The following is a 24,483-nucleotide window of genomic DNA, read 5'->3' as shown; positions in this document are numbered from 1 at the left end:
CGGTGTTCTTCCCGGGGACCTCGCGACGGCACTGGGCGTCGGTGTCGGCGTGTGGTGACTCCGTTGATTTTCGGGGGAACTGAGTGAAACGGCATCTTCGCCCGCGCGGCACGTGTAGGCCGAGAGGTGTCATGTCGAGGACGGTCTGGATGAACGGGGCGGCATGGAAGAGTTCGAGCGCAGACTGCTGCTGTCGGTCGATGCGGAGGGGTACGGCCGCGCAGACGAGGTGACGCAACGCGAGTTCCAAGAGGCGATCAAGCGGCTGCTGGGTGAAGCGGCCGGCGCTGCCCGGCTGGACCGCAGGCGATGGGTGACGCAGGAGGGCGGGGACTCGCTGTTCGTGGTTCTGCCCGAGGACGCCTCCGAGCCTGTCCTGGTCGACACGTTCATGCGTGGCCTGGACGCCGGTCTGAGGACCTTCAACCACAACCGGAAGCGGGAGACATGGCTGCGGCTCAGGGCGGCCGTCCACTTCGGCCCAGCCTCGCTGGGCGCCAATGGTTTCGTCGGTCCGGCACCGGTCGAACTCGGCCGCATCCGCGACTGCGCGGCCCTGCGTGCCGCCCTGGTGAAGGCGTCGGATGCCTGCCTGGCCGTCGGTCTGTCCGAGAGTGTCTTCCACGACGTCGTGAAAGCGGCGGCGTACACCAGCCTCCGGGCGGAGGAGTTCCGGCATGTGCGGGTCGAGGAGAAGGAGTACCGGGGGGAGGCTTGGATCTGGGTGCCGGGTACCGATGTACGGCAACTTGACCTGGGGTCGGAGTCGGATGCAGAAACGGATCTGGACAGGACGGCGCCGGGCGATACGCCGGTGGCCGGTCGCCCTGGGGGCGGCGACAACGGCCGCGCCGGTGGGGAGGCGGCGCGAGGGGACGTCTACACCCTGCATGTGGCGTCCGGCGGCGCGGCCGCCCAGGGTCCGGGCGCCAGCGCTGTCGTCAACAACTACAACGGCGGCCGACAGTGACAGAGAACCCTGAGAACCCTGAGAACCCCGGGATCCCCGAGGACTCCGAGGCCCCCCAGTACTACTACGAGGGGCACGCGTCCGACGGCGGTGCGCTCGCCCAGGGCCCGGGCGCGACGGCCACGGTCAACAACATCTACGGCTCGCGCCTCCCCACGATCGAGGAGTTCCCCTCTCCTGCCGCCGCCGACGTCACCTGGCTGATGGCGCAGCCCAGCCGTCTGCTGGACGCACACAGCCAGGTCGTGCCCTTCGTCGGCCGGGAAGCCGAGCTGGAGTGCCTGAAGCAATGGCGGGACGCCCGGGACGCCCGCTTGTCGGTCCTGCTGCTGCACGCTCCCGGCGGTCAGGGCAAGACCCGGCTCGCCACGGAGTTCGCCGAACAGACCCGGAGCCTGCGGGGAGAGGAGCGATGGCACGTCCTGCAGGCGGGACTCCAGGGCGCCCTCCCCGGCCCCGCCGTCCCGCGCCACGGCATTGCCCCGCCCGGTGACGCGGCCCGCGTGCTCCTCGTGGTCGACTACGCGGACCGATGGGCGCACAGCGAGCTGGAACGCCTGCTGTCCTACACCGTTCTCCACGAGCGGCGGCCCACCCGTGTTCTGCTCATCGGCCGGACCGTCCGCTGGTTCGCGGCCCTGCGGGCCGAATTGGCCGACCGCCGCGCCGCCGCGGACGACCTGCTGCTTCCCCCGCTGGCCGAGGACCGGCAGCGGATGTTCACCGCCGCCCGCGACCGCTACGCCGAAGCGGACCTGTACAGCCTTTCGGACGCGGCGAGCATCCAGCCGCCCGGCTCCCTCGACCACCCTGACTTCGGACTGCCGCTGAACCTGCAGATGGCCGCCCTGGTCGCGGTCGACGCCCGCAAACGGGGCGCACAGCCGGCTCCGTCCGAACCGCACCAGCTGTCGGCCTATCTCCTCGACCGCGAACGCCTGGCGTGGCAGAAGCTCTTCGAGGCCGGAGGACATCGGCAGGACTACCGGACCGGACCGTCCATCATGGCCAAGACCGTGTTCACCGCCGTACTGACCGGACCGGTCGGCCAGAGAACCGCGAAACGAGCCCTGCGGAAGCTGGACCTGCCCCAGCCGCACGACCACCTCTTGGACGATCACAGGTTCTGTTATCCGCCCGCCGACCGCAGAACGGTCCTGGAGCCCCTCTATCCCGACCGGCTCGCGGAGGACTTCCTCGGCCTGCTCACCCCTGGGCACGACATCAGCTCCTACGAACCCGATCCCTGGGCGGGCGATGCCCCCGAGACTCTGACGGCCGAGTCCGCCGAGGAGCCTGAGAAGGACGATCTCCGGGCGGCCATCTCCCCGCGCGCGGTGACCTTCCTGGCGTCGGCCGCCGATCGCTGGGCGCATATCGGCAAGGACGTCCTGTACCCCCTGCTGCGCCGCGATCCCGGTCTCGCGGTCGCCGCCGGCAGCCCCGCCCTGACCGCGATCGCCGCCCTCGGCGACACGACCGGTCCGGACGGCGCCATCGACCCCGCCCTGCTGGCCGTACTGGAAGCAATCGAGTCCCGGCTGCCCGAGGGCCGCGACGTCAACCTGGACATCGGCATCCTCGCGGTCATGGAGGTCCTGGTCGCCCACCGTTTGTCCACTACGACGGACCCCGGCGAGCGGGCTTGGCTGTACGGGACCCTGGCGTGGCGCCGCGCCAACGCTGGCCGCAGGGAGGAGGCGATCGCCCCGGCAGAGGAGGCCGTCGACCTGCACCGCCAGCTCGTCAAGGCCGCCCCCGACCACCCCGACGATCCCGATCGCCTTGGCCACGTCAGCCGCTTGGAGAATTCGCTGGGCAACCTCGCCGAGTGGCTGTCCGCCGTGGGCCGCTGGGAGGAGGCACTCTTCCTCTCCGAGGAGTCCGTCGCGATCTGCCGCCAGCTGGCCGAGACCGACCCGGCCGCCTTCCGGCCCGCCTTGCTGGAGTCGCTGACCAGGCTCAGTATCCGACTCTCCGAGCATGGCCGCGGTGAAGAAGCCCTGGCCGCCACCCAGGAGGCCACCGACCTGTACCGGAAGCTGGCCGCCGACCACCCCGCCGGCCGGCGGAGCGACCTTGCGAACGGGCTGGGCAATCTCAGTGCGATGCTGCTCGACATGGGCCGTACCGAGGAGGCCCTCGCCCCCACTCAGGAGGTCGCCGACCTCTACCGCGAACTGGCAGTGGACAACCCGGCGGCCCAGAGCCCTCACCTCGCCACGGCTCTGATCAACCTCGGGGGCGCGTTGTTCGGCGTGGGCCGCGCCGAGGAGGGACTGGCCGTGGCCCAGGAGGCCGTCGGCCTCTACCGCGAACTGGCCGCCGCGAACCCCGCCGCCCACCATCCCGACCTGGCGACGGCGCTGCTCAACCTCGGCTCGTGCCTCTCGCGAGTGGGCCGCAAGGATCAGGCAACGGCATCGGCCGAGGAGGCCGTGGCCATCCAGCGACAGTTGGCCGGGACCAACTTCGCCGCCCATCACCTGGGTCTCGCCCGGTCGTTGGAGAGCCTCGGCAACCGGCTGCTGGACATGGATCGCCGGGAGCAGGCCCGGCCCGTCTACCAGGAAGCCGCCGATCTGTACCGGAAGCTGATCGCGGCCCACCCTGCCATCGGCCTCAGCGAGAGCGCGGAAGACCTGACCCGGGTGTCCTTCGCCCCGCAGGTACCCAACGAGCAAGTCCTGGTGGCGAGGCAGGAGGCCGCCGACCTGTACCGCCGGCTGGCCGAGGCCGGCCCCGGCTCCGACTTCTCTGGCCTCGCCACGTTACTGGCCGACGTCGCCAAGACCCTTGTCGAGCTGGAGAAGTTCGAGGAAGCCGTCACCGCCTTCGAACGGGCCACGACCGTCCGTCTCGAGACCGGGGACCGGGACGGCGCGGCGAACCTGCTCAATGACTTCGCCATCGCCCTGAGAACGATGGGACGGCTCGCGGAGGCGGCCACGACGTGCGAGCGGGCCGCCGCCCTCTTCCGGGAGATCGGCAAACGCGGCATGGAAGCCATGGCGCTGGTCAATCTCAGCGGGCTCCTCTCCCGGCTGGGGAGGGCCGAGGAGGCCGCCGACGCCGCCGGGCGGGCCGCGGCCGTCTACCGGGAAACAGGTGAGCAGCACCTCGAAGCTGGCGCGCTGACCAACCAAAGCGACGCGCTGACGGCGGCGGAGCGGTACGAGGAAGCCGTCACCGTCAGCCGGCGAGCCCTCGCCGTCTTCGAGGAGAACAGCGCCACTCGGAACGCCTCGAAGGGCCCGCCGCTGCACAATCTCGGCAACGCCCTCGTGAAACTCGGACGGTTCGAGGAGGCCCTCGCACCCCTCCGGCATGCCGCCGCCGTCTACGGGCAGAGGGGCAACCGCGGTGGTGAGGCCGACTCCCTGAGCAGACTGGGCTACGCCTTGTACAGCTTGAACCGCTTCGAGGAGTCGGTCACCGCCTACGAGCGAGCAGCCGCTCTCCTGCGCGAGACAGGCAACCGCAAGCAGGAGGGCCAGGTGCTCGGCAGGCTCGGCGGCGTCCTGGCACGCGCGGGGCGATTCGAGGAATCCATCACCGTCTGCCAGCAGGCCGTCGTCCTCCTGCGGCAGACCGATGACCGCGACAACGAGGCCGGGGCACTGGTCAATCTGGGCGGTGCCTGCGCGAACACGGGCCGGTTCGCGGAGGCCGCCGCCGCGTGCGGGAAGGCCGCCGTCCTCTTCCGCGAGGCGGGCGACCGCGGCCACGAAGCCGATGCGCTGTGCAACCGGAGCGAGGCTCTGATGAATGCGGAACGGCACGAGGAGGCCGTACCCGTCTGTGAGCAGGCCGCCGCCCTCTACCGCGCGGTCGGCAACCGCCCGCGCGAGGCCGTCATGCTGCACAGACTCGGCGTCAGCCTCTTCTCGGTGCGTCGTTACGAGGAGGCCCTCACCGCGTACGTACGGGAGAGCACGATCCGCCGGGAGACCGGTGATCGCCCGGCCGAGGGCACGGCGCTCCTCGGCGTCGGCCTCGTCCTCTCGTACCTGAAGCGGTTCGAGCAGTCCGTGCCCGTCTGGGAACGGGCCGTCGGAGTCCACCGCGAGACCGGTGACCGCGACGGTGAGGGATCGGCGTGGGGAGGCCTCGGAGCCGCGTTGGAGGATCTGGAACGTGTCGACGAGGCCATCGCCGCCCGCAGGCAGGCCGTCGCGGCGTACCGCGACGCGGGCAATCTCAGCGGCGAGGCCAGGACATCGGGCTTTCTCGGCTCCGACCTGAGCGGGGTGGGCCGGTACGCGGAGTCCGTCACCGTCCATATGCGAGAAGCCGAGCTCCACCAGCGACTCGGTGACCGCGCCAACGAGGGCCGGGCCGTGTGCAACGTGGGCCTCGGCCTGGAGAGCGCGGGACAGTACGAGGAGGCGATCACCTGGTGTGCGCGGGCCGCGGCGATCTCCCAAGAGACCGGCGACCACCAGGTCGAGGCCTACGCCCTGCGCCACCTGGCCGACGCCCTGCAGTCGGTGGGGCGGATCGACGAGTCCATCGCCACCTGGCAGAGGTCCGTGACCCGCTGCCAGGAGACGGGTGAAGAGCGCGACGAAGCGATAGGCCGGATCGGCCTCGGCGATGTCCTTCTGAACGAGGCGCGCTACGACGAGGCCGTGACCGCCTACCAGCGAGCCGCCGACATCCTGCGGCAGTTGGGCTTCCCCTCCCAGGAAGCTTTCGCGATCCTCCTCCTCTCCCGCGCTCACCTGGCGCTGGACCGGCTCAAGGAAGCCATCGCCGCCCTCACCCGGGCCGCCACGATCTACGGCGAAGTCGGCGACCGCGACGGTGAAGGCAAGGCCAACTTCCGTCTCGGCGACGCACTCCTGAAAGCCGGCCGAACCCAGGAAGCCGTCACGGCCTACGCGCGGTCCGCCACGACATACGGCGAGACCGGCGCCCAGAGCGCTCAGGGCACGGCACTGTTCCATCTCGGCAAGGCGCTGGTGAAGGCGGGCCAGTACGAGCAGGCCGCGACCGTCGCTCTGCGGACCGCCTCCCTGTACCGCAGGATGCGGAGGCACGAGCTCGAGATGCGGGCACTGTTCGAAGTCGGCCGCGGTATCGCGGAGGCGGGGCGGCCCGAAGAATCCCTCCCCTTGTTCCGGAGGCTTCATGGGGTGTACGGAGAAATCGGAGACCGGCTTGCGGAGAGCTGGTTCCTCGTCCTGCTGGGTGGCACCCTGGTGGCCGCACGTCACTACCCGGAGGCCGTCACCACAAATCAGCGAGCCGTCGACTTCTGCCGTGAAATAGGCAACGCCGAAGGCCTGCACGCGGCCCTGGGCCAACTCGAGAAAGCCGAACGGGGCCTGAGGCGGGGCGACCACCGCCCGCCCTGATTCGGCCTGACCGGGCACAAGGTCTGGCAGGGAGCTGGCATACGGAGGGTGTGAGGGCGGGAAAAGATCTGGCAACAAAGAACCTCCGGGTCCCTGACCTGGGGGTTCGTGCTGGAGCGGGTGACGAGAATCGAACCCGCGCTCTCAGCTTGGGAAGCCCACCCGCCCCGAATCCATCGCCGCAGGTCACAGAGGTTTTCGTGTCGCTGGCCTGCGGATTCGCGCTCACTCCGGCTGTCCTCGGGTGACCCCGGTTGACCTGGGGTTTTCGCACGATCTTGCACGCCGTCTTGCACGTTCTCGCACGCGCCCTCCGTGCACGAGTCGGCATAGTGTACTTACGGGGATGGGGCCGTGCACCCCAAGGCTGAGCAATCCTGTAGCCCCAGCACAGACACCGACCTGAGCCATGGTCAAGCTCCGGCGATGAACGCTGCGCGCTCCTCAACCCTCCAAGGCACCCGATAGACCAGAGCGGAGGCGACTATCGCGACCAACAGCACAGCAGGACCTTCGGCCATGTCCGGCAGATCCAACTGCGCGATACCGACCACGCCCCCGACCGTGAGCACGCTCGCCACGACCAGGCGCAGCACCTCCCGGCTCTGGGCAGGCTCGAATTCCTTGAGCTCATCCGCGATATCCCTGGTGTCTTCTCGGTCGAGCAGTGCTCCAGTTCTGCCTTCGCCATACCGTGCTTGGACGGTCAACAGCAGCCCGGCCAATTCCTTCAGGGCCCCATCCGGGTCGTGGTCGATGCTGTCCAGGGCCTTCCTGAGCCGGGCCACCACCAAGCGCCCGTGCTTCTTCAGGGCATGGCGGCGGTGCGTCGGTATCACGCTGTAGGGCCTGCGAGTGAGGTGCGCGCGCAAGATGTACGGCTCGACGTTGGCAAGCTGGCCGAACAGCTTCTGCTCCAGTAAGGCGGTCCGGGCTTCCCCCTGCGCCTCCCGGCTCTCGGCACAGACGCGGATAACGCCCGACAGCATCTGAACCAGGTGGTAGCGGCGACGCTCGGCCAGGTCGGCCGGGACCACGTCTCTCAGCGTCAAGTAGGCCCATGCGATCGGCCCCAACGCGATTGCGGCGGTCAGTGCGCCCATGAAGAACAACATGAGCGCGAACATGAAGACGGCGAAGAAATTGAAGCCCCACGCCCACACTGATGTGCCGTCGAATTCCTTCACCGCGCTCGCGTGCAGACCCTTGGCCGCCTCCGCGACGCGGAACGGTAACCCCCGGATCATGACGGCCGCCGGGCCCGACCACGTCACGGCGATGATCGTGGGCAGAAACCGGGTGAGCATGAACTGGGGTTTGGCGTCCGCCTCGTGCCATGCCTGTAGCGCCCGGCGTACTGGGGGTGGCACGGACCGATTGACCTCGAGCTGCCGAAGTGCCATGCGTTGCCGGTCGGCTTCTTCCTGCGACCGCCAGTCGGCCTCACGCCGCCACCGGGGCGCTCCCGTTCTCCGTAGTCGTCTTAACACAACCCCTGAGCATGCCAGTTCGGTTGTGGCTGGTGCCTGGGGGCAAGCCCCCCCAGGACGACAGCGGGCGAGCCTCAGCCCTCCGGGCGCCCCCGGGTGGGCACCATGAGCGCCGTGCAGGACCGCAGTGCTCCCGCGGTGTCGCCGAGGGCGACGGCGATGCTCATGGCCTGCGTCGCTGCGTAGAGGGGCCCGTAGGGCTGGGCATGTCGGCCGCGGGCGTATTCGGTACCGAGGCGGGCGCCGACCGCATGGGCCTGGGAGAGGTACTCGCGGGCGCCGCCCCGCGAGGCGGCCACGGCGGCGTTGGTGACCAACTGTCCGAACACCGAAAGCCGGTCAGGATCGTGCTCCGACATCTTCGGCTCGATCCGGTCGGCCTGGGCGGCGGCGAGTGCGAAGCCCTGCGAGGTCCGCCCGTCACGGAGGTTGACCCATGCCGTGGTGGCAGCGAGGTGGGCATCACGCAGATCGTCCCCGGCCTGAACGGCGATCTGCCGGCCGTAGGTGAGCGCGGCGTAGGCGAGGTCGCGTGAGCCCCAGACGTTCGCGGCCATTCCTGCGGTCTGGAAGACATCGGCCAGAACGCCGGCGGTGACTTCCTTCTCGTGTATGCCAGCAGCGTCGTGACGTGCGCGTGCCTCGGGCAGCAGGGCCCCGAGAAGCGCGCCGAGCTCGGTGTACCGGCCTTCCCAGTAGGCGGTGTCGGCGCGGCGGACGACGACGCGGAGCTCTTCGACGGTGCCGGGTTCGGTGTCGGTCGGGATACCGATGGCGGCATCGTGGGTGGCGGCGGACAGCGTACGCAGGGCGGCCCGTTCGTCGCGATCCATGGAGCGGCGGGGTGCCTGCTGGCCGAGGAGTACGGCGATGTCGGTTCCGAGGGCGGAGGCGATGGACAGCAGGGAAGGAAGGGAGGCGGTGCCGCCGCGTTCCAGCTTCCGGACAACGCCGACAGAGACATCGGCGGCTTCTGCCAACTGCTCCTGGGTCATGCCGCTACGGAGAATCTTGAGGCGCTCCGCTGTGGTGTACTCCGACCATTGCATGACAGCCCCTCCCTAACCTGACCGGCCAGACCCGGACGGTACCCATCGGACAACGGCCGTCAACACTCCGCGACACGCGCGGAGTTGTCCGAATGGCTGAAACCAGCCCTTACGCGGCCAGGGCCGCGCTCACCCCGAGATGACGCTCCAACTCGGCCACTGCGTCGGCCTCATGAGTCGCGAGGACGGTGGAAATGCCCAGGGCCTCGGCAGGCGGGAGGTTTACCGGATGGTCGTCGACGAACACACACTCCCGCCCCCGAAGATCGAGGCGATCAAGCACCAGCTGGTAGATCGCCGGGTCCGGCTTCGCTACGCCGACCACCTCGGAAACCACGTGCACGTCGAACAAGTCCCAGATGCCTGCGTGCTCGTACGGATTGAACGGGTCCAGGCCAAAGCTGTTCGACAGGAGCGCCAACCACTATCCCGCGTCCCTGGCCGCCCGCGCGAGCGCGGCCATGCGCTGCGCCGTGGGCACACCGGACCAGGCACGCCCCATCAAGTTCTCTGGGTCGACGTGCGCGCCGAGCAGGGCAGCGGTGCCCTCGTTCCACTCTGCTTGGCTGATCTGCCCCACCTCCAGGGCCGCGTACAGCTGTCGTCCCTCGGGGTTGTCGTTGAGCGTGGCCCGCCATGCCTCGGGCTGGAGCCCTTCCGACTCGCACCACGCGCGGTGCACGGAGCGGGGGTCAGCGGTCAGTACCCCGGCAAAGTCCAGGATGAGCCCGCGCAGGGCCTGAGGGCTGGTGCTGTCGGTGGGCTGCGGCATGCTGCGTGCTTCCTCTCCGTTGGCCTCACGAAGGACGCTACCGCGCCAGGTGAGCGCGGGATGACGAGAAATGACGTGCCCTCCGCCTTCGACCACGTCGGCCTGGCCGAGTGCCGGTTCCTCCTTTGTGACCTGACTTGAGAGGTGGAGCAGGCCCACCGGGCGGTGGACGCATGGCCCTCCATACGGTCAAGCGAGGATGCTGCTCGAACTGTCAGGACAGCTTGAACTGTGCGTGCGGAGTCGCTCGCTTCCACACGGCCTCGAAGGCCGACTTGCAGAGCTTTGTCGCCCCCGGGTCTTCCGTCAGTTCGACCTCCATGTTCTCGCCCTCGCCGTCGAAGTGGTTGACGAGGACGAGGCTGGAGTCGAACAGCCAGAAGTCGTTGCCCGGCAGCGCGATATCGGTTGCGTTGCGCCGTGAGAGCCACCGCACGCTTTCGCCGGCGGCGATGTTGAGTAAATGCGTAACGTCGTACTCGAAGCGGATGTACTCGCTGACCGGTGTCGAAACGACGCGGGCACGTCGAACCTCGACGCCTCGTGAGGTCGCTTCCGTGACGATGGCGTGCCAGTCGGCCCAACGCTTGGCTGGATCGAGGGCGACACCTGCCTTCCAGTCGATGAAGGCAGGGTCCGACTTCATGTAGGCGTCGCGCATCTCCAGATGGACAGCTGTCCTCTGGCAGTCGCGGAACAGCTCCTCAAACGTCGGGGGCCTCGTCATCCCTCTTCACCTCCAGGAAGAACTGCACCATGCGCCCGGGTATCTCCACCACTGATTCGCGGCCGGGGATATGTATCTGGCCGAGGTGCTGCGTCCTCCACCGTCCCCTGTAGGGGGAGCCGCCATTTTGGACTCTCCCGGGTCCTTGCCGAGCTCGCGCAGAGCCATGACGTCCTCCTCGGATGCCAGTGACGATCTCTGTGCCAGAGCTGTCCGCGACTGAGGTGTCGCGTGAACCTGCCCGGAATTGCCGGGACTCCGGGTGGCAACCCGAGCGGGGAAACCTGGTCGACGGCGCAGGGCGCGTACACGGATGTGGTCCCCGCCTGTAGGGTCTCGCGGCGCATTACATGGAGCAGTGATCTGACCTGTGGTGTCTCACCCCGGGGAGCGTTTCGAGCAGCCGCGGTTTCTCAGGGATCTGGCATTTCCCCCGCGCCGTACGTCCTGTAGCGCTCGCGTTCGTACGGGCGGCCCGCGGCGTCACTAGGCGTTGCCACTGGTCGGGCAAAGATCTTCCAAGCCAGAGGCTTCAGGGAGGAGAAGGGCCCCCGAGACGGCGAGGCGTAGCGCCCGCCCGCCGCACGCGGTCACGCCCTGCCAGCGGCGCTCGGCGGCGGGGCTGATCCACCCAGGCCCGGGCCATCTGGCGCCCTCCCGCGCTCACGGGTATCCGAGCAAGCCCCTCGCACCGCACACCCGTGTGTGCACTCCGCTGTCTGACGCGTCAGATCTGGAGGGTTTCAGCGCGGGAGAGGGCCCGCTTGAGCAGACCCTCCAGCGCGTCCTGCTCGTCCTGGGTCAGGCCGGCGAACAGGGGTTCCTCGGTCAGGACCTTCAGCAGCCGTTCCCGCAGCTCGGTGCCCTCCGGGGTCAGTACAAGCTGCTTGGCCCGGCGGTCGGTGGGGTGGGGGCGGCGCTCTATCAGCCGCAGGGTCTCCAGCTTGTCGATCACGACGGTGGCATTGGACGGTTCGCAGCTCATCCGCCCGGCCAGCTCGCGCATGGTCATCGGACCGGTCATCTCGCGCAGGGCCGATGCCTGCGCGACGGTCAGACCGAGCCCGGCCACCCATTCACGCATGCGCGCATTGCTCTGCATGTCCAGGTCGTGCACGAGCTTGCCCAGCTCCCACTGTGCTTCCGCCTGCTCCTGTGTCATCGCCATGGCCCCAGACTAGCAAACTGCTTCAAGCCATGATAGGTATAGCTTTAAGCATTCAAGTCATATGCATTGGAGGAGCCTCATGAACCTCAACCTCACGGGCAAGACCGCCGTCGTCACCGGCGCCAGCCGGGGCATCGGACTGGCCACCGTTCGGACCCTGATCGACGAAGGCGTCCGCGTCGTGGGCGCCGCCCGCACCATCACGCCCGAGCTGAAGGAGACCGGCGCCTGCGCCGTGTCGGCGGACCTGAGCACCGCGGAAGGCGTGGCAACCCTCATCGACGGCGCGCTGGCCGAGCTGGGCGGCATCGACTTGCTGGTGAACAACGTGGGTGGCGGGGACGAGGCCGTCATGGGCTTCCTCGACGCCGGCGACACCCAGTGGACCCGCATGTTCGACGTCAACGTGCTCGCCACCGTCCGCGCCACCCGCGCGGCCCTGCCCAGCCTGATCGAGCGTCGCGGGGCGGTCGTCAACATCTCGTCCGTCACCGCCCGCCTGCCTGTCGGCATCCCGGCCAGCTACAGCGCCGTCAAGGCGGCGGTCACCGCGCTCGGCAAGTCCCTGGCCGAGGAGTTCGGCCCCCAGGGCGTGCGTGTGAACACCGTCTCCCCCGGCCTGGTTCGCACCACCGTCTATGAGGACCCCAATGGTCCGGTCGCCCAGATGGCCGCGGCAGCAGGTGTCAGCCTCGCCGACTTCGTCCAGCAGATCGCGAAGTCCCAGAACATCACGACCGGCCGCATGAGCGAAGCCGAGGAGGTCGCGGCCCTGGTCGCATTCCTGCTGTCCGACGTGGCCGGCAACATCACCGGCGCCGACTACGTCATCGACGGCGGCACCATCAAGACGGTCTGAAACAGCTGTCAAGCCCGCCGCAGGGGCGCGCAGCATCCAGCACTTCAACCCACAAACACGGAGGTCAGACCGATGGCTCATGTCGTCGTCGCGTCCGCCGAGCGCACTGTTGACGCTCCTGCGGACGAGGTCTACCGGTACCTGGCAGACATGCAACTTCACTCCCGGTTCCTGCCGCCCCCCTTCTACGACTTCCACGTCGAGGAGGGCGGCGTGGGCACGGGCAGCCTCGTCCGGTTCAAGATCGACTTTGCTGGGGGCGTCCGGGAGCTCCGGATGCAGGTCACCGAGCCGGAGCCGGGCAAAACCCTCGTCCAGACCGACACCAACGGCTCCGGGCTCGTGACGACGTTCACCGTGACCCCGCAAGGCGGGCAGACGCTGGTGAACATCACCTCCAGTTTCGATGGCGAGACCGGCGTCGCCGGCTTCGTCGAGCGGATCATCGCGCCGCGCAGGTTGCACCGCGTCTACGCCAAGGAACTCGCCCGCCTCGACGCGCACGCCCGCGAGCAGCACGTTGGTTAGCAGCGGCACCTCGGCCGGAACGGGGCCCGCGGTCTCACGGCTTGCGGGACGGTCTGCACCAGTTTTCAGTTAGCAAGGAATAGGAGTTCAACCATGAAGCTGCTCACCTTCAAGACCACGACCCACAAGGCACAGCCTGCCCGTATCGGCACGCCGATCACCGCGGCGGCCATGGAGGCCGTGATCGACGAGCCGGGTCCGGTCGAGGTCAAGACGATCGGCGCGGACTGGGAGGCCCCTATCACAGGGCTGCTCAACATCAAGCACCCGAAGGCCGTTGCGGCGGGGATCACCGACCACAAGGAGCCCATCAAGATCTACGCCCACGTCGTGCGGCACCCCACGCGCGGCTTCTTCCTGGTGGACACGGGCGTTTCACGGCGGCTGGTGGAGGACCCCGTAGGCGTGGGGGTCGGCATGATGCTGAGGAAATACGGGGGCATCGAGAAGATGCACCCCCAGCAGAGCACCGCGGAGATCATCGAAGCGGAGGGAGTCCCCCTGAACGGGGTCTTCATGACCCATCTCCACCTCGATCACGTCTCCGGACTCCCGGACGTTCCCAAGGACGTCCCCATCTACACCGGCGCCGATGAGGCTGAGGCGTCGCTCTTCTTGAACCTGTTCGCCCAGGGCACGAACAACCACCTCCTGGCCGGACGGCCGCCGCTAGAGGAACTCCAGTTCACCAAGGACCCGGGCGGAAGGCTCGAAGGCGTCAACGACGTGTTCGGCGACGGCTCGTTCTTCGCGATCCTCACTCCGGGGCACACCACCGGACACGTCGCCTACCTCGCCCGCACCGCGGCGGGTCCGGTGCTCATGACCGGTGACGTCAGCCACACGCGCTGGGGTTGGGACAACGGCGTCGAGCCCGGAACCTACATGCAGGAGCGCGAAGCCAGCATCAAGAGCCTGCTCGCCCTGAAGGCGCTCAGCGAGCGTCACCCGAACATGATCGTGCGGCTGGGTCATCAGGAGTAGGCAGCGCGGCCCAGGCAGCCGACAGCAGCCGATGCCGAGCCCGATGAGGTGATCGAGGGCTCGGCATGCGTCCACCGCATCCCAAGCGGACCACCAGTTCGCCGGAGGCAGACAGGGAAGATCCCACAACTACTGGCGCGCTGCGAACAAGCATGTCAACGTGGACGACCTTCCGAACCCCCAGGTCAACGACCGTCAGTGACCTGTGCCCGAGTCTACGGAGGCGCCTCTGCACCCGCACCACTCCAGCGAGCCCTTCCGACCCGAACTGCCGGACCCGGTGTACTGGGTCACCCCGCGCCACTTGGCCGGAGATGACGATGCGCTTGCCGAGCGGATCGGCGACACCCTGGCCGGCCTCGGCTGGCGCATGTGGCCCACCGCCCGCCACACCCTGCTGTACGTCAGCCCGGACGGGCTGTGCGGCGCCGAATGGGTCCTTGCGGCCTACCCGTTCGAGCTGGGCGGGCTGCCGGTGGCTTGGCAGTTGAGTGCCCGCTCCCGTGCCACGTCCGTGATGACGGAGTGGAGCGCGTACTTCACTACCGGCGCCCCGTACGAGGCGCCAGCCGACCTCTTGGTGGCGATCGATGCCCGTGAGGCACCCGATGCCGACTTCGAAGGGCCCGAGACGGTCCTCAACGCACTCAGCTCCCGGGGCTGGATCCGCGACGTGGACCGCCCCCGCACCACCGCCATGGACCCCGGGTTCTCCTCCTGCGTCTCCCTGGAGATGCTGCCGCCGCTCATCGAGGACGCCGACCCGCGTCCTGACTTGGTGGGCTGGCAGGCGTGGGCGGAACCGGCTCTCGGGAGCCCGTATCTGTGGTGCGCGAGCTTCAGCTCCAGCGTCCCCCACGGCCTGGTCGCGGCGTTCGCCTCGTCCCTCGCCTCACCGGTCCCGGTGCCCCGCCGCACTGTGCCCAAGAACGCTGAGGGCCGGCTCACCGTCGTCCGCCGCAGCTGACGACCCCTGCCTCCGGAGGATCCGCTGGCGGGCGGCTCGTGGCCATCTCTCTGAGCAGAGGCACCATTTTCGTGCCCGCCAGAAGGCAGAGAAGAAGAGATCTTGTTCTTTCGACGTGCTCGCGAGGACCGTGCCTTCCGTGAAGCCCAGCGCGCGGGCTACGAGTTGTTCCTGCAGCTACAGGCAGCGCAGCCGTGGCCCGACTTCCCCGAGCAGACCGCACCGGCTCCGGCTGCGGAGGAAGCAGTGGCAGCAGATTTCCTGCCGCCGGAGTTGCGGGTGCCGTCGCGGCAGGAGGTGGCCGGGTTGATGATGCGCTGGCTGCAGCCGCTCATCATTGAGGACGAGGTCCGTACGTGCCCAGGCTGCGGCGCATACCGGGACTGGATTGTCTTCTGCATGCGCGATGACTCGGTGTGGCTGCGCTGCCGGGCCGGTCACGAGACGAAGGAGCCCGGTCTGGATGCGGCTTGGTACAACCGCAACTCCGGTCCGGTCGAGCGGTTCCACCCCACTCTCGAAGAGGGTCTGCGTCACCTCGGCCACTGAATCCCGGAAACCTCTTCACCTCTTCGCGATGCCGGTGCCTGGAGGGCTGGCTCGGTGAGCCCGTCTGCTTCGACCTGCCTCTGAGGCAGGTGTGCCCTACCGAGGCCACAGCGCGACGGCTGCAGCGCCGTGTTGGCCGGGCACACCTGTTCATTCAGGAAACGAGAGGAGCGTTCACTCGGTGGACGCTCGATCTGTTCACTCAGGAAACGCCCGGAGCTCCTGTCCCGATTCGGAACGGCCGTGGTGTCCCGAGACGGAACGGCCGTGGTGTTCCGAGGCGGAACGGCCGTGGTGTTCCGAGGCGGAACGGGTTTGGTGTTCCGAGGCGGAACGGGGCTGTGTGCTGTCACCGCGGCGGTTCCGTTGACCGTCTCCGGCTCCCCTGGGCTCGTGGACGCCGTCCTGGAGAAGGCGTTCGCCGAGGCCCGGGTCACGCCCCAGGTCCTGTCCCCTCTGCCTTTGCTTTGGCAGAGGGGCTCGGTGTATGTGCTGAATCATCGTGCCCTGCCGGGTTGATCGCTTCGACTCGCCGCAGGCCGGGCGGTGGAATCGTTGCCCGGGGCCGCGGTGGTGGCGCGTTGAGGCATCGCGGTGGCGTCGGCGGGCAGCTCTGTCATCCGGCGCAGCCGCCACATCAGCACCTCGGAGACCGAGTCCGCGGTCGCAAGCTCCCGCCGTCCAGCCGCTTCGGACAGGAGCCCCGCCGGGTCGTGTCCGGCGGCCTCGGCGTCGGCGAGCGTGGCGGCCAGCGCAAACCAGCCCGGCTCGGCCAGAGCCTGTTCCGCCAGCTCCGGCACTGCCTGGCGGAGGTAGACAGCCTGTCTCTGGCGCAGCGGCTGGGGCAGATGCCGGCCTCGCAGGTACAGCGCGCCCAACGGGATGTCGGCGGCAGCCCGGTAGGCGGTGCGCAGGTGCTCGGCAGCCTGGCGGGCGGCAGCGGCCTGCTGGGCGTGGTTCTTCTTGGCGTGCCAGTGGGCAGCGGCGGTGACGAGGAAGAACAGCATGTCGATGGCCATGGCTGTGGTGGCGCTGTCCTCCCCGCGGCCGAGAGCGGGCCCGCTGTGGACAAGGTCGCGGGCGGCCTGGCGCAGGGCGCGATCGTGCCCACGTTCGGCCTGGATATGGGAGCGGGTGGCCCGCTCGTAGGCGAAGGCCGCTTCGCGCAGTTCGGCCCGGGTGTGGGCTGCGGAGGTCTTGGCGAGCGCGTCGAGGACCTCGCCGGCGGCGGCGATCTGCGCGGCCACCTGGGCGTCCTCGCCATCATCGACAACCAGCACCGCCTGCCACACGGCGGAGGCAGCACGCCGTCGAGCCATCGCCGTGCCGCTCGATGCCGGGGCTTGGCCCTTCTGGTCCGGGGCCGTCTCGGTGCTCTGGGAGGAGTCACCGCCAGCCCAGCGTTGCCGGATCCGGGGCAGGGACAGGTCGGGTGCCAGCGTGGAGCCCGCGTAGAAGACCGGTTCCTTCTCCCTGTTGCGGTCGTCGGGAGAGGCGACCTTGTAGCCGAGCAGGTCACCGGAGGGCGCGACGCGTTTGCGGATCAGTACGCCGGCGGCGGCCAGCCGGTCGAAGAACTCCTCCTCGCTGGTGGCGCCGGCGACCGCGCGGCGTACGGTCTCCCGCAGTTCCTCGCGGGAGGTGTGGTCCTTGCCCTGGCGTTTGGCCTTGTGGCGTTCGGCGCTGGTGGGGCGCTTGGCGGCGGTGCCGTCCCCCGTCGGGACACGGCGCAGGTGGTAGTCGGCTTCGATGCGGCGGCATTCAGTCTGGGCCCGGCGGGCCTCGTTGTGCAGGCGCGGCCGGCGGCCGTCGTCGCGGACCAGGGTGGCGATGATGTGGATGTGGTCGTCGGCGTGCCGGACGGCCGCCCAGCGGCAGGCGGCTTCGTCGCCGTCGGGGGCGATGCCGGTGGCGTTGACCATGCGGCGGGCGATGGCCGCCCAGTCGTCGTCGGACAGGACCGGGTCCTCCGGGGCAGCCCGTACCGACAGGTGCCATACGTGCTTCTTGGGGCGCTTGCTGGTGGGCAGGGCATTGATGGGTTGGTCGAGCAGCCGCTGCAGCTGCTCGTAGGTTGCCTTCGGGGCGCGGCCGGGGTCAGGAGTGAGCGGGTCGAAGGCGGCAACCAGGTGTGGGTCGATGTGCTCCTCTTCGGTGCCGGGGCCGTACAGGTAGCGGATCAGCCCGATCGTCTCGCTGCCGCGCTCGTGGATGCTGGGGATCGCTCAGCGGCACCGCCGTCATAGCGGGCGAGCAGGGCATCGGCGGCGTCCTCCATCCGGCGGGCAGCGCTCCGTACGGCCTCGGCTGCGGCATCCAGGTGGGGTGCATCGGCGCCGGAGTTCAGGGCCTTGGCCACCTGGTTGAACAGGCCGTGGATGCGGCCCAGGTGCCGACGGGCGGCGAACAGCTCCTCGATGGCCTCGCGTTCGGTGGCGATCTCGGCAGCGGTGCGGGTCAGGTCGCGGGCGGCCTTGTCGACGGCGTAGGCGAGGAAGGCGGCGTTGGACAACTTGCACTGGGCAGCGGCGTCGGTGAAACGCTTGAACTCGGCTTCGTTCATACGGCAGCTGGGCTGCTTCAGGCGCTTGCGCTTCTTCGGCTGACGGGCGCGCTGACGTCTCTTCGACAGTGACTCGGCCTGCCGATCCCCTCCCGGCTGCGGTCCGCCCTCGGTCGCAGCCTGACGGTCCGGTGCCCCCTGGCGCCGGACCGATCCCGCCACCCCCGGGGCGGGAAGACCGGGAGCATTGCTCCCGGTACAACTTGCTGGCGCTGAGGCGGGGGTGTTGATCTCCTTCTGGGCGTCGTGGAGTTCGTGGTGTGAGTCGTGCATCGAGCGGCCTTCCTTGGGGCTTGGGTGTAGGGGCGGTCTCATTGCGGGTGGCCGGAGGGCCCGGTCCGTAGGTCGGCCTTGACGCTGCGGACGACTTCTCCGGCGGTGTCGCTGGCGACGCTGTAGCCGTCCCTGCGCACGGCGCTTTCCAGCAGGTCACGGGAGAGACGTCCGGTGTCGCGGTGGAGGCGATGGGCGTACTCGGTGAGGAGGTCCCGTGTCGCCCGCGGCTTGTGGCCCGAGCGATTCGACTCCGCCCGCGCTGCCTTGCCCGGATCAACGTCCGGCGGTTCCTCGCCCGGTTTCGGTTCCGGGCTAGTGGCGCTGCGGGCGGGCTGGTGCGGGCGGTTTTCGGGCTGAGGGCGGGCTGCCCGGTGGGCGGCGTTATCGCCCGCGACCTTTGAAGGCGGGCTGCCCGGGATTTCTGCCCGATTTGCCGTGTTGGCCCGCAAGCTGGCGATCGTGGATCCGTCTGCAGACCCCGGGGCGGGGTGGGGCCAGCGGGCGGGCAGCGGGACGGTGGCCAGGGCGAGGGCCTGTTGGCGGGTGGCGAGCTTGCGCAGCAGCAGCTCGTCCTGCTGCGCGTCGCGGTCGACGTCGGCCTGCTCCAGCGCCTGGTGCAGGTGGCGGATGAGGCGCTGACCTCGCCGCTTGGTGCGCTTCTCTGGCTTCATGGCCTCTGCCCGCAGGATCAGGGTGACGGCCCGGTCGAGGGCGCGCTCGCGGATGATCCGGGCGGCGTCCGCGTCCCGGTCGGCGATCCCAAGGCGGGCCAGTAGTCGCTCGCGTGCCTGTCGGGCGAGGACGGCGGTCAGGCTGCGGGAGCCGGAGTGCGGGCTGCGGTTGCGCAGTTCGATGCCCATGGCCAGGTGCCACAGCATCGCCGCCAGGACCGGGCCGACGAAGGCCCGTACGGTTCCGCCGACCAGCCCGGACTCGGCGTAGGCGGGCACGATCTGCACGCCGGTGATCACCCAGGTGAGGGTGCCGGGCAGGCCGGGCGCCTGCTTCGGGCCGTTGAGGTTGGCCCGGGCCATCAGCGCGGTGGAGAACAAGGCGAGCTCGGCGACGGCGAACATCGCGGCGCGCTCGATGGTGCCACTCATGTCGAGGTAGTCGGCGGCGAATCGCCAGCTGGTGTCCGCGCTGTAGGCGGTGCAGCCGATCGCGGCGACAGCGGCAACCGGGATCGCGGCGGTGTCACGTCGCTGTCCGGTGCCGGGCTTGCGGGCGCGCTGCCACCGCCATCCAGCGGTCAGGGCGAGGGCGACGAGCAGCAGTACGGCGGCGGTGGGCGAGGTGATCCAGTGCGCCAGGGATGCTGCCGGAGTCTCTTCGGCGCTTGCGGGCACGGTGTTGCCAGGTGTCATGCAGGGGCTCTCCTAGGGCTCGCGCGTGCGAGGGCATGCCTGCGCGCGGGCGGGGTGAGGGGAAGGGAGGGGGAGACGCGGGCTGCCGTCAGGCGGCGGGTGCGGTGCGGCGTCGGTCGGGGCCGGTGAGGATGACGCGTTCGGTCATCTCGGCGAGGCGGGAGGCGACGCGGTCGCCGAGCGCGGTGCGTAGCTCGGCGGTGGGGAGGTTGGTGGTGATGAGGGTGGGGAGCGTGTGCTCGTACCGGTGGTTGATCAGCCGGTAGGTGAGCTCCTCGGTCCATTCGCTGGTCTTGGCCGCGCCGAGGTCGTCCAGGAGCAGCAGCGGGCAGCGGACGAGCGTCTGCAGGTCCCGTTCGGCGTCGTGCCCGGCACGGGGACGCAGGCGCGCGTGCAGATCGGCGCTGGTGGTCGCTTCCCAGCGCAGGCGGACGCCACGGCCGAGGAGGGTTCGGACGGCGCCGTACGCCTGGTAGGTCTTGCCGGTGCCGGTGGGGCCGGCGATCAGCAGCGACGGGCCTTCGGCGATGCCGGGTCCACCGGGGCCGGGACGTCCGGCGCGGGCGATCTCGTCGGCCCAGGCGATGACCTGCGGGTAGTCGGCCAAGGCACGCCGGTAGCGGGCAGGAATCCGGGCGTCGGCGAGCTCCAGCGCGGTGACGGGCTCGGCCTGCGGCTCCTCGGCGGCGACGGTGGAGGGGTCGATGCCGCGACCGGCCAGGATGCCGTCGAGCCGGTCGGCGATCGCGCCGACCCGGCGGGGTTCTCGGGTGAGGGCGGCGGTCAGAGGTCACCTCCGAAGGCGGCTTCGACATCGGTCGGGTTCGTCCACGCCCTGTGGACAACCGGCGCGGTCGGTGTGGCGGGAGTCGCGTTCATGGCCTCGTGGACGAGGCTCGGCAGGGTGCTGGGGTGCAGGCCCTTGGCGCGGTGGCGTTCAAGTCCGGCCCTGATGTGGGCGGGGGCGATGCCCTCGTCGAGCAGCTTCTTCACCACCCGGCTGAGGTGGCCCAGGAAGTCGCTCGGCGGGCGGTGGTTGCACCCGGCGACGTATTCGCGAATGAGTTGCTGAGCCGAGACGGTGTCGGGCGCGGGGGCGCTCGCGCCCCCCGAAGGGGTATCTCCTAGATCCATGATCCTAGGTCCTAGATCCGTACCGTGAGTTGTCACTGCCGCCTCACGGAGTGCTCCGCGCTCCCTCACGGAGGGCTCCGTGAAATCGCTCTGACCTGCAACTTCGTCATCTGTGCGGGGATTCAGCGCGGGCTGGCGTACTTCTCCGGAGCCTTCACGGAGAGTTCCGTGCGGCTGCGGTGACGGCTCCGTGATGCCAGCCCTCGCAGCCAGCGCGGCGACACCCGGCGCAGTGCCGGCGGTGGCGTCGTGGCGTGGGCAGGCCGGTAGGCGGCTCTTGCTGGGCCGGTTGATCTTCTGGTGCTGGTGCCAGGTGACGATGTGCAGGTGCCGCTTGTCGTCCGGCCCTGCGTAGCGGCAGATCAGTCCGGCGTCGGCGAGCTGAGCGAGGTCTTTCTCGACGTCCGAGGGCCCGTGTTCGGGGCGTAGGACCCACAGCTGCCCGGCGATGATCGCGGCGTGGTCGCGGTGGCGGCCCTGGTCGTCGGCCTGGGTGAGCAGGCCGAGGAAGGTGCGCTCGGCGGTCAGTGAGACGGCGGCCAGGGACTCGGAGACGAAGGCTTCGGGCTTGATGGTGCGGATTCGGGCCAAGAGGGGCGATTCCTCACTCGGTGCAGGCGGGCAGGAGCCCACGGCTCACCGTCGAAGGGCGGTACGGGCGTCAGGGGAGGGGGAGTTGGCCGGCCATCGGCGCGGGGCGCACTGATGTCCGCTCGCGCTTTCCGGGGGTGTCGTCAACATAGCCACACCTGGGTCGCGCAAGTCCAGCCCAATCCCGCGCAATCTCTCACGGCAGAAAGGCTCCCGAAAAAGAAGGCGGTGGAGGGCGGTCCCAAAACTGTAGGGCACGATCGCCGGTCGCCGAAATAATGCTCCGTCAGATGAAGCCGGAAGCATTACATCGGGAAGCCGTTGACGTACCGCCGAGGGGGAAGCTACAACACAACACCCCACGTCAGAGCATCCTTGGAGTGTCGATTGATGTGCCGGTTTTCGGTACTTCCCGATCCCCGGTAAACCGCTTCGCGTCGAGCTGCGGAGCGCAACATAGACGACGATCGCCGGTTAACCAAACCGGTGAATGGACGCTACAAATGGAGCCATGGCAGCACGCTCATTGGAAATCGGCCCGGCAGGTATACGGGCGGCCCGCACCATCGAAATCATCCGCACCCAACGCGGTCTTGCTCAGCGTCAGTTGGCAGACCGCGTCACGGCCCTCGGCCGTCCGATGTCCAACACGATGCTGTCCCGAATCGAACGTGCCCAGCGGCGCTGCGACGTCGACGACCTCGCCGCCATCGCCGAAGCCCTTGCCGTCTCGCCCCTCGTGTTGCTGCGAGGACCAAGCGCCACCTGAGACGAGCCGCCGGCGCCGCTCCCCGAGCACCCTCCACCGACGTAAGGATTCATCGCACTTGCCCTACCCCGCGATAGCCCACGCTCTTCCCCGTACCCAGCGCCTCACCCCGAAGGAGGTGATCGTGAATGGCTGACCGCCTCCTCACAGTGGCCGAGGCTGGCGAGATTCTCGGCACAGGCGAGCGCTTCGTCCGGCGCCTCATCGCCGAGCGCCGCATCCGCTACGTCAAGCTCGGACGCCCCGTCCGCATCCCCGAGAGCGCGGTCGCCGAGTACGTCGAGGCGCGCACCGTCGAGCCGGTCCGCCGCATCCGTGCCCGCTACGGGAAGGCGGCCTGATGGCGGGACGCAAGCCGCAGCGGCGGCGCGAGTTCGGCACGGTGCGAAAGTTGGCCTCGTGCCGGTGGCAGGCCCGCTACATCGGACCCGACGGCGAGCGGTACACCGCCCCGGAGACCTTCGAGACAAAGTCCGACGCCCAGGACTGGCTTAACCTCGTCCGCGCTGACATCGAGCGCAACGTCTGGCGTGACCCGGATGCCGGAGCGGTCAACTTCGAGAAGTACGCACTCCGTTGGACGGAGGAGCGCGGCCTGGCCCCGACCACGGTCGACCGCTACGACGGCCTGCTGCGCCTGCACATCCTGCCCACCTTCGGCGGCAAGAACCTGGACGAGGTCACCCCGCCCTCCGTCCGCACATGGAGGGCCGAGCGTTTGAAGGCGACCGGTGCCACCACGGTCGCCAAGTCGTACCGGCTGCTGAAGGCCATCCTGCAGACAGCGGTCGACGACGACCTGCTGACCAACAACCGTGCCGCATCAAGGGCGCAGGCAAGGAGGAGGCCGACGAGCGCCCCACCGCTACCATCGAGCAGGTCTTACCTTGCCGATGCCATGGGCCCGCGCTGGCGTCTGATGGTCCTGCTCGGCGCCTTCGCCTCCCTTCGCCCGGAGGAACTGGCCGAACTGCGCCGTCACAGTGTCGATCTCGACGAATGCTCGCTACGCGTCACGCACGCGTCCCCCGAGCTGACGAACGGCAGGCGGGTCACCGGCGACCCCAAGACCCGCGCGGGCAAGCGCACCGTGTACCTGCCCGACTTCATGGCCCCGGAGCTGCGGCGACACCTTCAGTGGTTCGCCGAGAAGGAGCGCGACGGCCTTTTGTTCGTGGGTGAGAAGGGCGCCCCGTTCCGCCGGTCGACCTTCGGCCGGAAGTGGCGCAAGGCCCGCACCAAGGTCGGCATGCCGGACAACTTCCGCTTCTACGACCTCCGGCACACCGGCAACACCCTCGCCGCCGACACCGGCGCCAAGCTGAAGGACCTCATGGTCCGCGCCGGCCAGTCCTCGGAGCGGGCCCAGCTGATCTACCAGCACTCGACGGTGAAGCATCAGCGGAGGCTGGCGCAGGGGATCGACGCCGAGGTACGCGCACAGCTCCACGAGGCAGCTGGCGACCGGCACAGTGTCCGCGAGGCGTAGACCACCGTATTCGCGTGCGGCGTTCAGACAGCTTGGCCGGGCTCGGACTCGGCTGGATCCTCGGGTCTCCCTGACCTGCCACGCATCGGACAGCCGCGGACAGCCGGCCGTGGCTGTCCGCCGTCCGCTGATTCCTGGTGCCCGCATGAGGGCAGGCAGCGTCAGTCGGCGGCCAGTGCGACCGCGTCGGAAACGGCGTCGAACGCCTCGCCCACGCGGGCGGAGAGTGTCGCGCGTCCGCCCTTGCCGCGACTGCCGGCTCCCTTGCCGCGGCCGGCGGTCCAGTTCTTGGCGCCGACTCGGTAGGCGCCGAAGACGATCTCGCCGAGGAGGCGGAGGCGCACGTCCTCGCGGCCGTCCCGGCCGAGCTTGGCCTCGAGTTGCTCGACGATCTGCTCCTGGTGGTGGGCGGCCATGACGAGGCTGTGTTTGCGCAGGCCGTTGTGGCCGGCGACCAGGCGACGGGTGGCCAGGAAGCGGCGGGGCCAGTCCTCGTCCATGCCGGTGATGGCGGTGGTCAGGGCGGTGCGCAGGGCAGTGAGGACGTCGCCGTGCAGGTCGGTCGCCGTGAACTCCGCTACGTAAGCGAGCCACAGTTCGGCCTCGGCGGCAAGAGCGACCGACTCCTTGGAGGAGTAGTAGCGGAAGAAGGTCCGCTTGGAGATCTCCACCTCGTCGACGATCTCCTCGAGGGTCACCTCGTCGAACCCCCGCTCCGTGAAGCGGGCCAGGGCCACGTCGGCCAGGGCGCGGAAGGTGCGCTGCTTCTTGCGCTCGCGCAGGGGGAGGGCGCGGTCGGGGGTCGGGGTCGCCATGCACGTCACCTTAAGGCTCCGGCGAGAAAAAGCCCCTGATGCGTTACCGCCCCTCA

General features: G+C 69.3%; 19 protein-coding genes and 2 pseudogenes. 10 read left to right on the top strand and 11 right to left on the bottom strand.

The window, feature by feature from the left end; genetic code table 11:
* Positions 1-163 precede the first annotated feature (163 nt).
* Both ADL12_RS32695 and ADL12_RS32690 read left to right on the top strand, forming a co-directional pair.
* Positions 164-970, top strand: a complete 807-nt coding sequence (locus ADL12_RS32695; RefSeq protein WP_062708672.1) for a hypothetical protein — start codon at positions 164-166, stop codon at positions 968-970.
* A complete protein-coding gene (locus ADL12_RS32690; protein ID WP_062708669.1) occupies positions 967-6,330 on the top strand; it encodes a tetratricopeptide repeat protein in 5,364 nt (1,787 codons plus the stop codon). The genes ADL12_RS32695 and ADL12_RS32690 overlap by 4 nt, the downstream gene beginning before the upstream one ends.
* Before the next feature lie 413 nt (positions 6,331-6,743).
* On the opposite strand, the gene ADL12_RS32685 is transcribed toward ADL12_RS32690, so the two are convergent.
* The 5 genes and pseudogenes from ADL12_RS32685 to ADL12_RS32665 form a co-directional block, all read right to left on the bottom strand.
* On the bottom strand, positions 6,744-7,733 hold the full coding sequence (locus ADL12_RS32685) for a hypothetical protein (protein WP_159053362.1): 990 nt from the start codon (positions 7,731-7,733) through the stop codon (positions 6,744-6,746).
* Positions 7,734-7,894: 161 nt separating this feature from the next.
* The gene (locus ADL12_RS32680; RefSeq protein WP_244188136.1) at positions 7,895-8,869 is read right to left on the bottom strand and encodes a helix-turn-helix domain-containing protein; all 975 of its coding nucleotides are present in this window, start codon (positions 8,867-8,869) and stop codon (positions 7,895-7,897) included.
* A gap of 109 nt (positions 8,870-8,978) precedes the next feature.
* A pseudogene (locus ADL12_RS32675) lies at positions 8,979-9,641 on the bottom strand (HAD-IA family hydrolase).
* A gap of 214 nt (positions 9,642-9,855) precedes the next feature.
* Positions 9,856-10,368, bottom strand: a complete 513-nt coding sequence (locus ADL12_RS32670) for a DUF6879 family protein (RefSeq protein ID WP_208614668.1) — start codon at positions 10,366-10,368, stop codon at positions 9,856-9,858.
* 727 nt (positions 10,369-11,095) lie between these two features.
* Complete coding sequence (locus ADL12_RS32665) at positions 11,096-11,536, bottom strand: MarR family winged helix-turn-helix transcriptional regulator (RefSeq protein ID WP_482262714.1); 441 nt, start codon at positions 11,534-11,536, stop codon at positions 11,096-11,098.
* 79 nt (positions 11,537-11,615) lie between these two features.
* Here ADL12_RS32665 and ADL12_RS32660 point away from each other — a divergent pair, with 79 nt between their 5' ends.
* The 5 genes from ADL12_RS32660 (at position 11,616) to ADL12_RS32640 (ending at position 15,423) form a co-directional block, all read left to right on the top strand.
* On the top strand, positions 11,616-12,395 hold the full coding sequence (locus ADL12_RS32660) for an oxidoreductase (protein ID WP_062708663.1): 780 nt from the start codon (positions 11,616-11,618) through the stop codon (positions 12,393-12,395).
* Positions 12,396-12,467: 72 nt separating this feature from the next.
* Positions 12,468-12,923 (top strand): SRPBCC family protein, encoded by a 456-nt coding sequence (locus ADL12_RS32655; RefSeq protein WP_062708660.1) that lies wholly within the window; start codon positions 12,468-12,470, stop codon positions 12,921-12,923.
* A gap of 93 nt (positions 12,924-13,016) precedes the next feature.
* Entirely contained in the window at positions 13,017-13,907 is an 891-nt protein-coding gene (locus ADL12_RS32650; protein ID WP_062708656.1) for an MBL fold metallo-hydrolase, read from the top strand.
* A 280-nt stretch (positions 13,908-14,187) separates the two neighbouring features.
* Complete coding sequence (locus ADL12_RS32645) at positions 14,188-14,874, top strand: SPDY domain-containing protein (RefSeq protein WP_062708710.1); 687 nt, start codon at positions 14,188-14,190, stop codon at positions 14,872-14,874.
* 102 nt (positions 14,875-14,976) lie between these two features.
* On the top strand, positions 14,977-15,423 hold the full coding sequence (locus ADL12_RS32640) for a hypothetical protein (RefSeq protein WP_062708651.1): 447 nt from the start codon (positions 14,977-14,979) through the stop codon (positions 15,421-15,423).
* A 497-nt stretch (positions 15,424-15,920) separates the two neighbouring features.
* Here the strand turns inward: ADL12_RS32640 and ADL12_RS32635 are convergent, their stop codons facing one another.
* The 5 genes from ADL12_RS32635 to ADL12_RS32615 form a co-directional block, all read right to left on the bottom strand.
* The gene (locus ADL12_RS32635; RefSeq protein ID WP_062708648.1) at positions 15,921-17,645 is read right to left on the bottom strand and encodes a relaxase/mobilization nuclease domain-containing protein; all 1,725 of its coding nucleotides are present in this window, start codon (positions 17,643-17,645) and stop codon (positions 15,921-15,923) included.
* Positions 17,603-17,986, bottom strand: coding sequence for a hypothetical protein (locus ADL12_RS32630; RefSeq protein ID WP_062708646.1), 384 nt, complete (start codon positions 17,984-17,986; stop codon positions 17,603-17,605). Before ADL12_RS32630 ends, ADL12_RS32635 begins: the two co-directional genes overlap by 43 nt.
* A 311-nt stretch (positions 17,987-18,297) precedes the next feature.
* The gene (locus tag ADL12_RS32625; RefSeq protein WP_244188135.1) at positions 18,298-19,629 is read right to left on the bottom strand and encodes a hypothetical protein; all 1,332 of its coding nucleotides are present in this window, start codon (positions 19,627-19,629) and stop codon (positions 18,298-18,300) included.
* A gap of 88 nt (positions 19,630-19,717) precedes the next feature.
* Positions 19,718-20,416, bottom strand: coding sequence for an ATP-binding protein (locus tag ADL12_RS32620; protein WP_062708643.1), 699 nt, complete (start codon positions 20,414-20,416; stop codon positions 19,718-19,720).
* Complete coding sequence (locus ADL12_RS32615; protein ID WP_062708640.1) at positions 20,413-21,354, bottom strand: hypothetical protein; 942 nt, start codon at positions 21,352-21,354, stop codon at positions 20,413-20,415. The genes ADL12_RS32620 and ADL12_RS32615 overlap by 4 nt, the downstream gene beginning before the upstream one ends.
* 511 nt (positions 21,355-21,865) lie before the next feature.
* On the opposite strand from ADL12_RS32615, the gene ADL12_RS32610 reads away from it, so the two are divergent.
* The 3 genes and pseudogenes from ADL12_RS32610 (at position 21,866) to ADL12_RS32600 (ending at position 23,612) form a co-directional block, all read left to right on the top strand.
* Complete coding sequence (locus ADL12_RS32610) at positions 21,866-22,123, top strand: helix-turn-helix domain-containing protein (protein WP_062708637.1); 258 nt, start codon at positions 21,866-21,868, stop codon at positions 22,121-22,123.
* Between the two features lie 128 nt (positions 22,124-22,251).
* Entirely contained in the window at positions 22,252-22,464 is a 213-nt protein-coding gene (locus ADL12_RS32605) for a helix-turn-helix domain-containing protein (protein ID WP_062708634.1), read from the top strand.
* Positions 22,464-23,612 (top strand): annotated as a pseudogene (locus ADL12_RS32600) (tyrosine-type recombinase/integrase). Before ADL12_RS32605 ends, ADL12_RS32600 begins: the two are co-directional and overlap by 1 nt.
* A 161-nt stretch (positions 23,613-23,773) precedes the next feature.
* Here ADL12_RS32600 and ADL12_RS32595 read toward each other — a convergent pair.
* Positions 23,774-24,427 (bottom strand): TetR family transcriptional regulator, encoded by a 654-nt coding sequence (locus ADL12_RS32595; protein WP_062708631.1) that lies wholly within the window; start codon positions 24,425-24,427, stop codon positions 23,774-23,776.
* Positions 24,428-24,483: the final 56 nt, after the last annotated feature.

It is taken from the genome of Streptomyces regalis (genome assembly GCF_001509475.1).
Classification (GTDB): domain Bacteria; phylum Actinomycetota; class Actinomycetes; order Streptomycetales; family Streptomycetaceae; genus Streptomyces; species Streptomyces regalis.
Note: the sequence above shows the minus strand (reverse complement) of the source record. Positions and strands in the feature narration are given on the sequence as shown.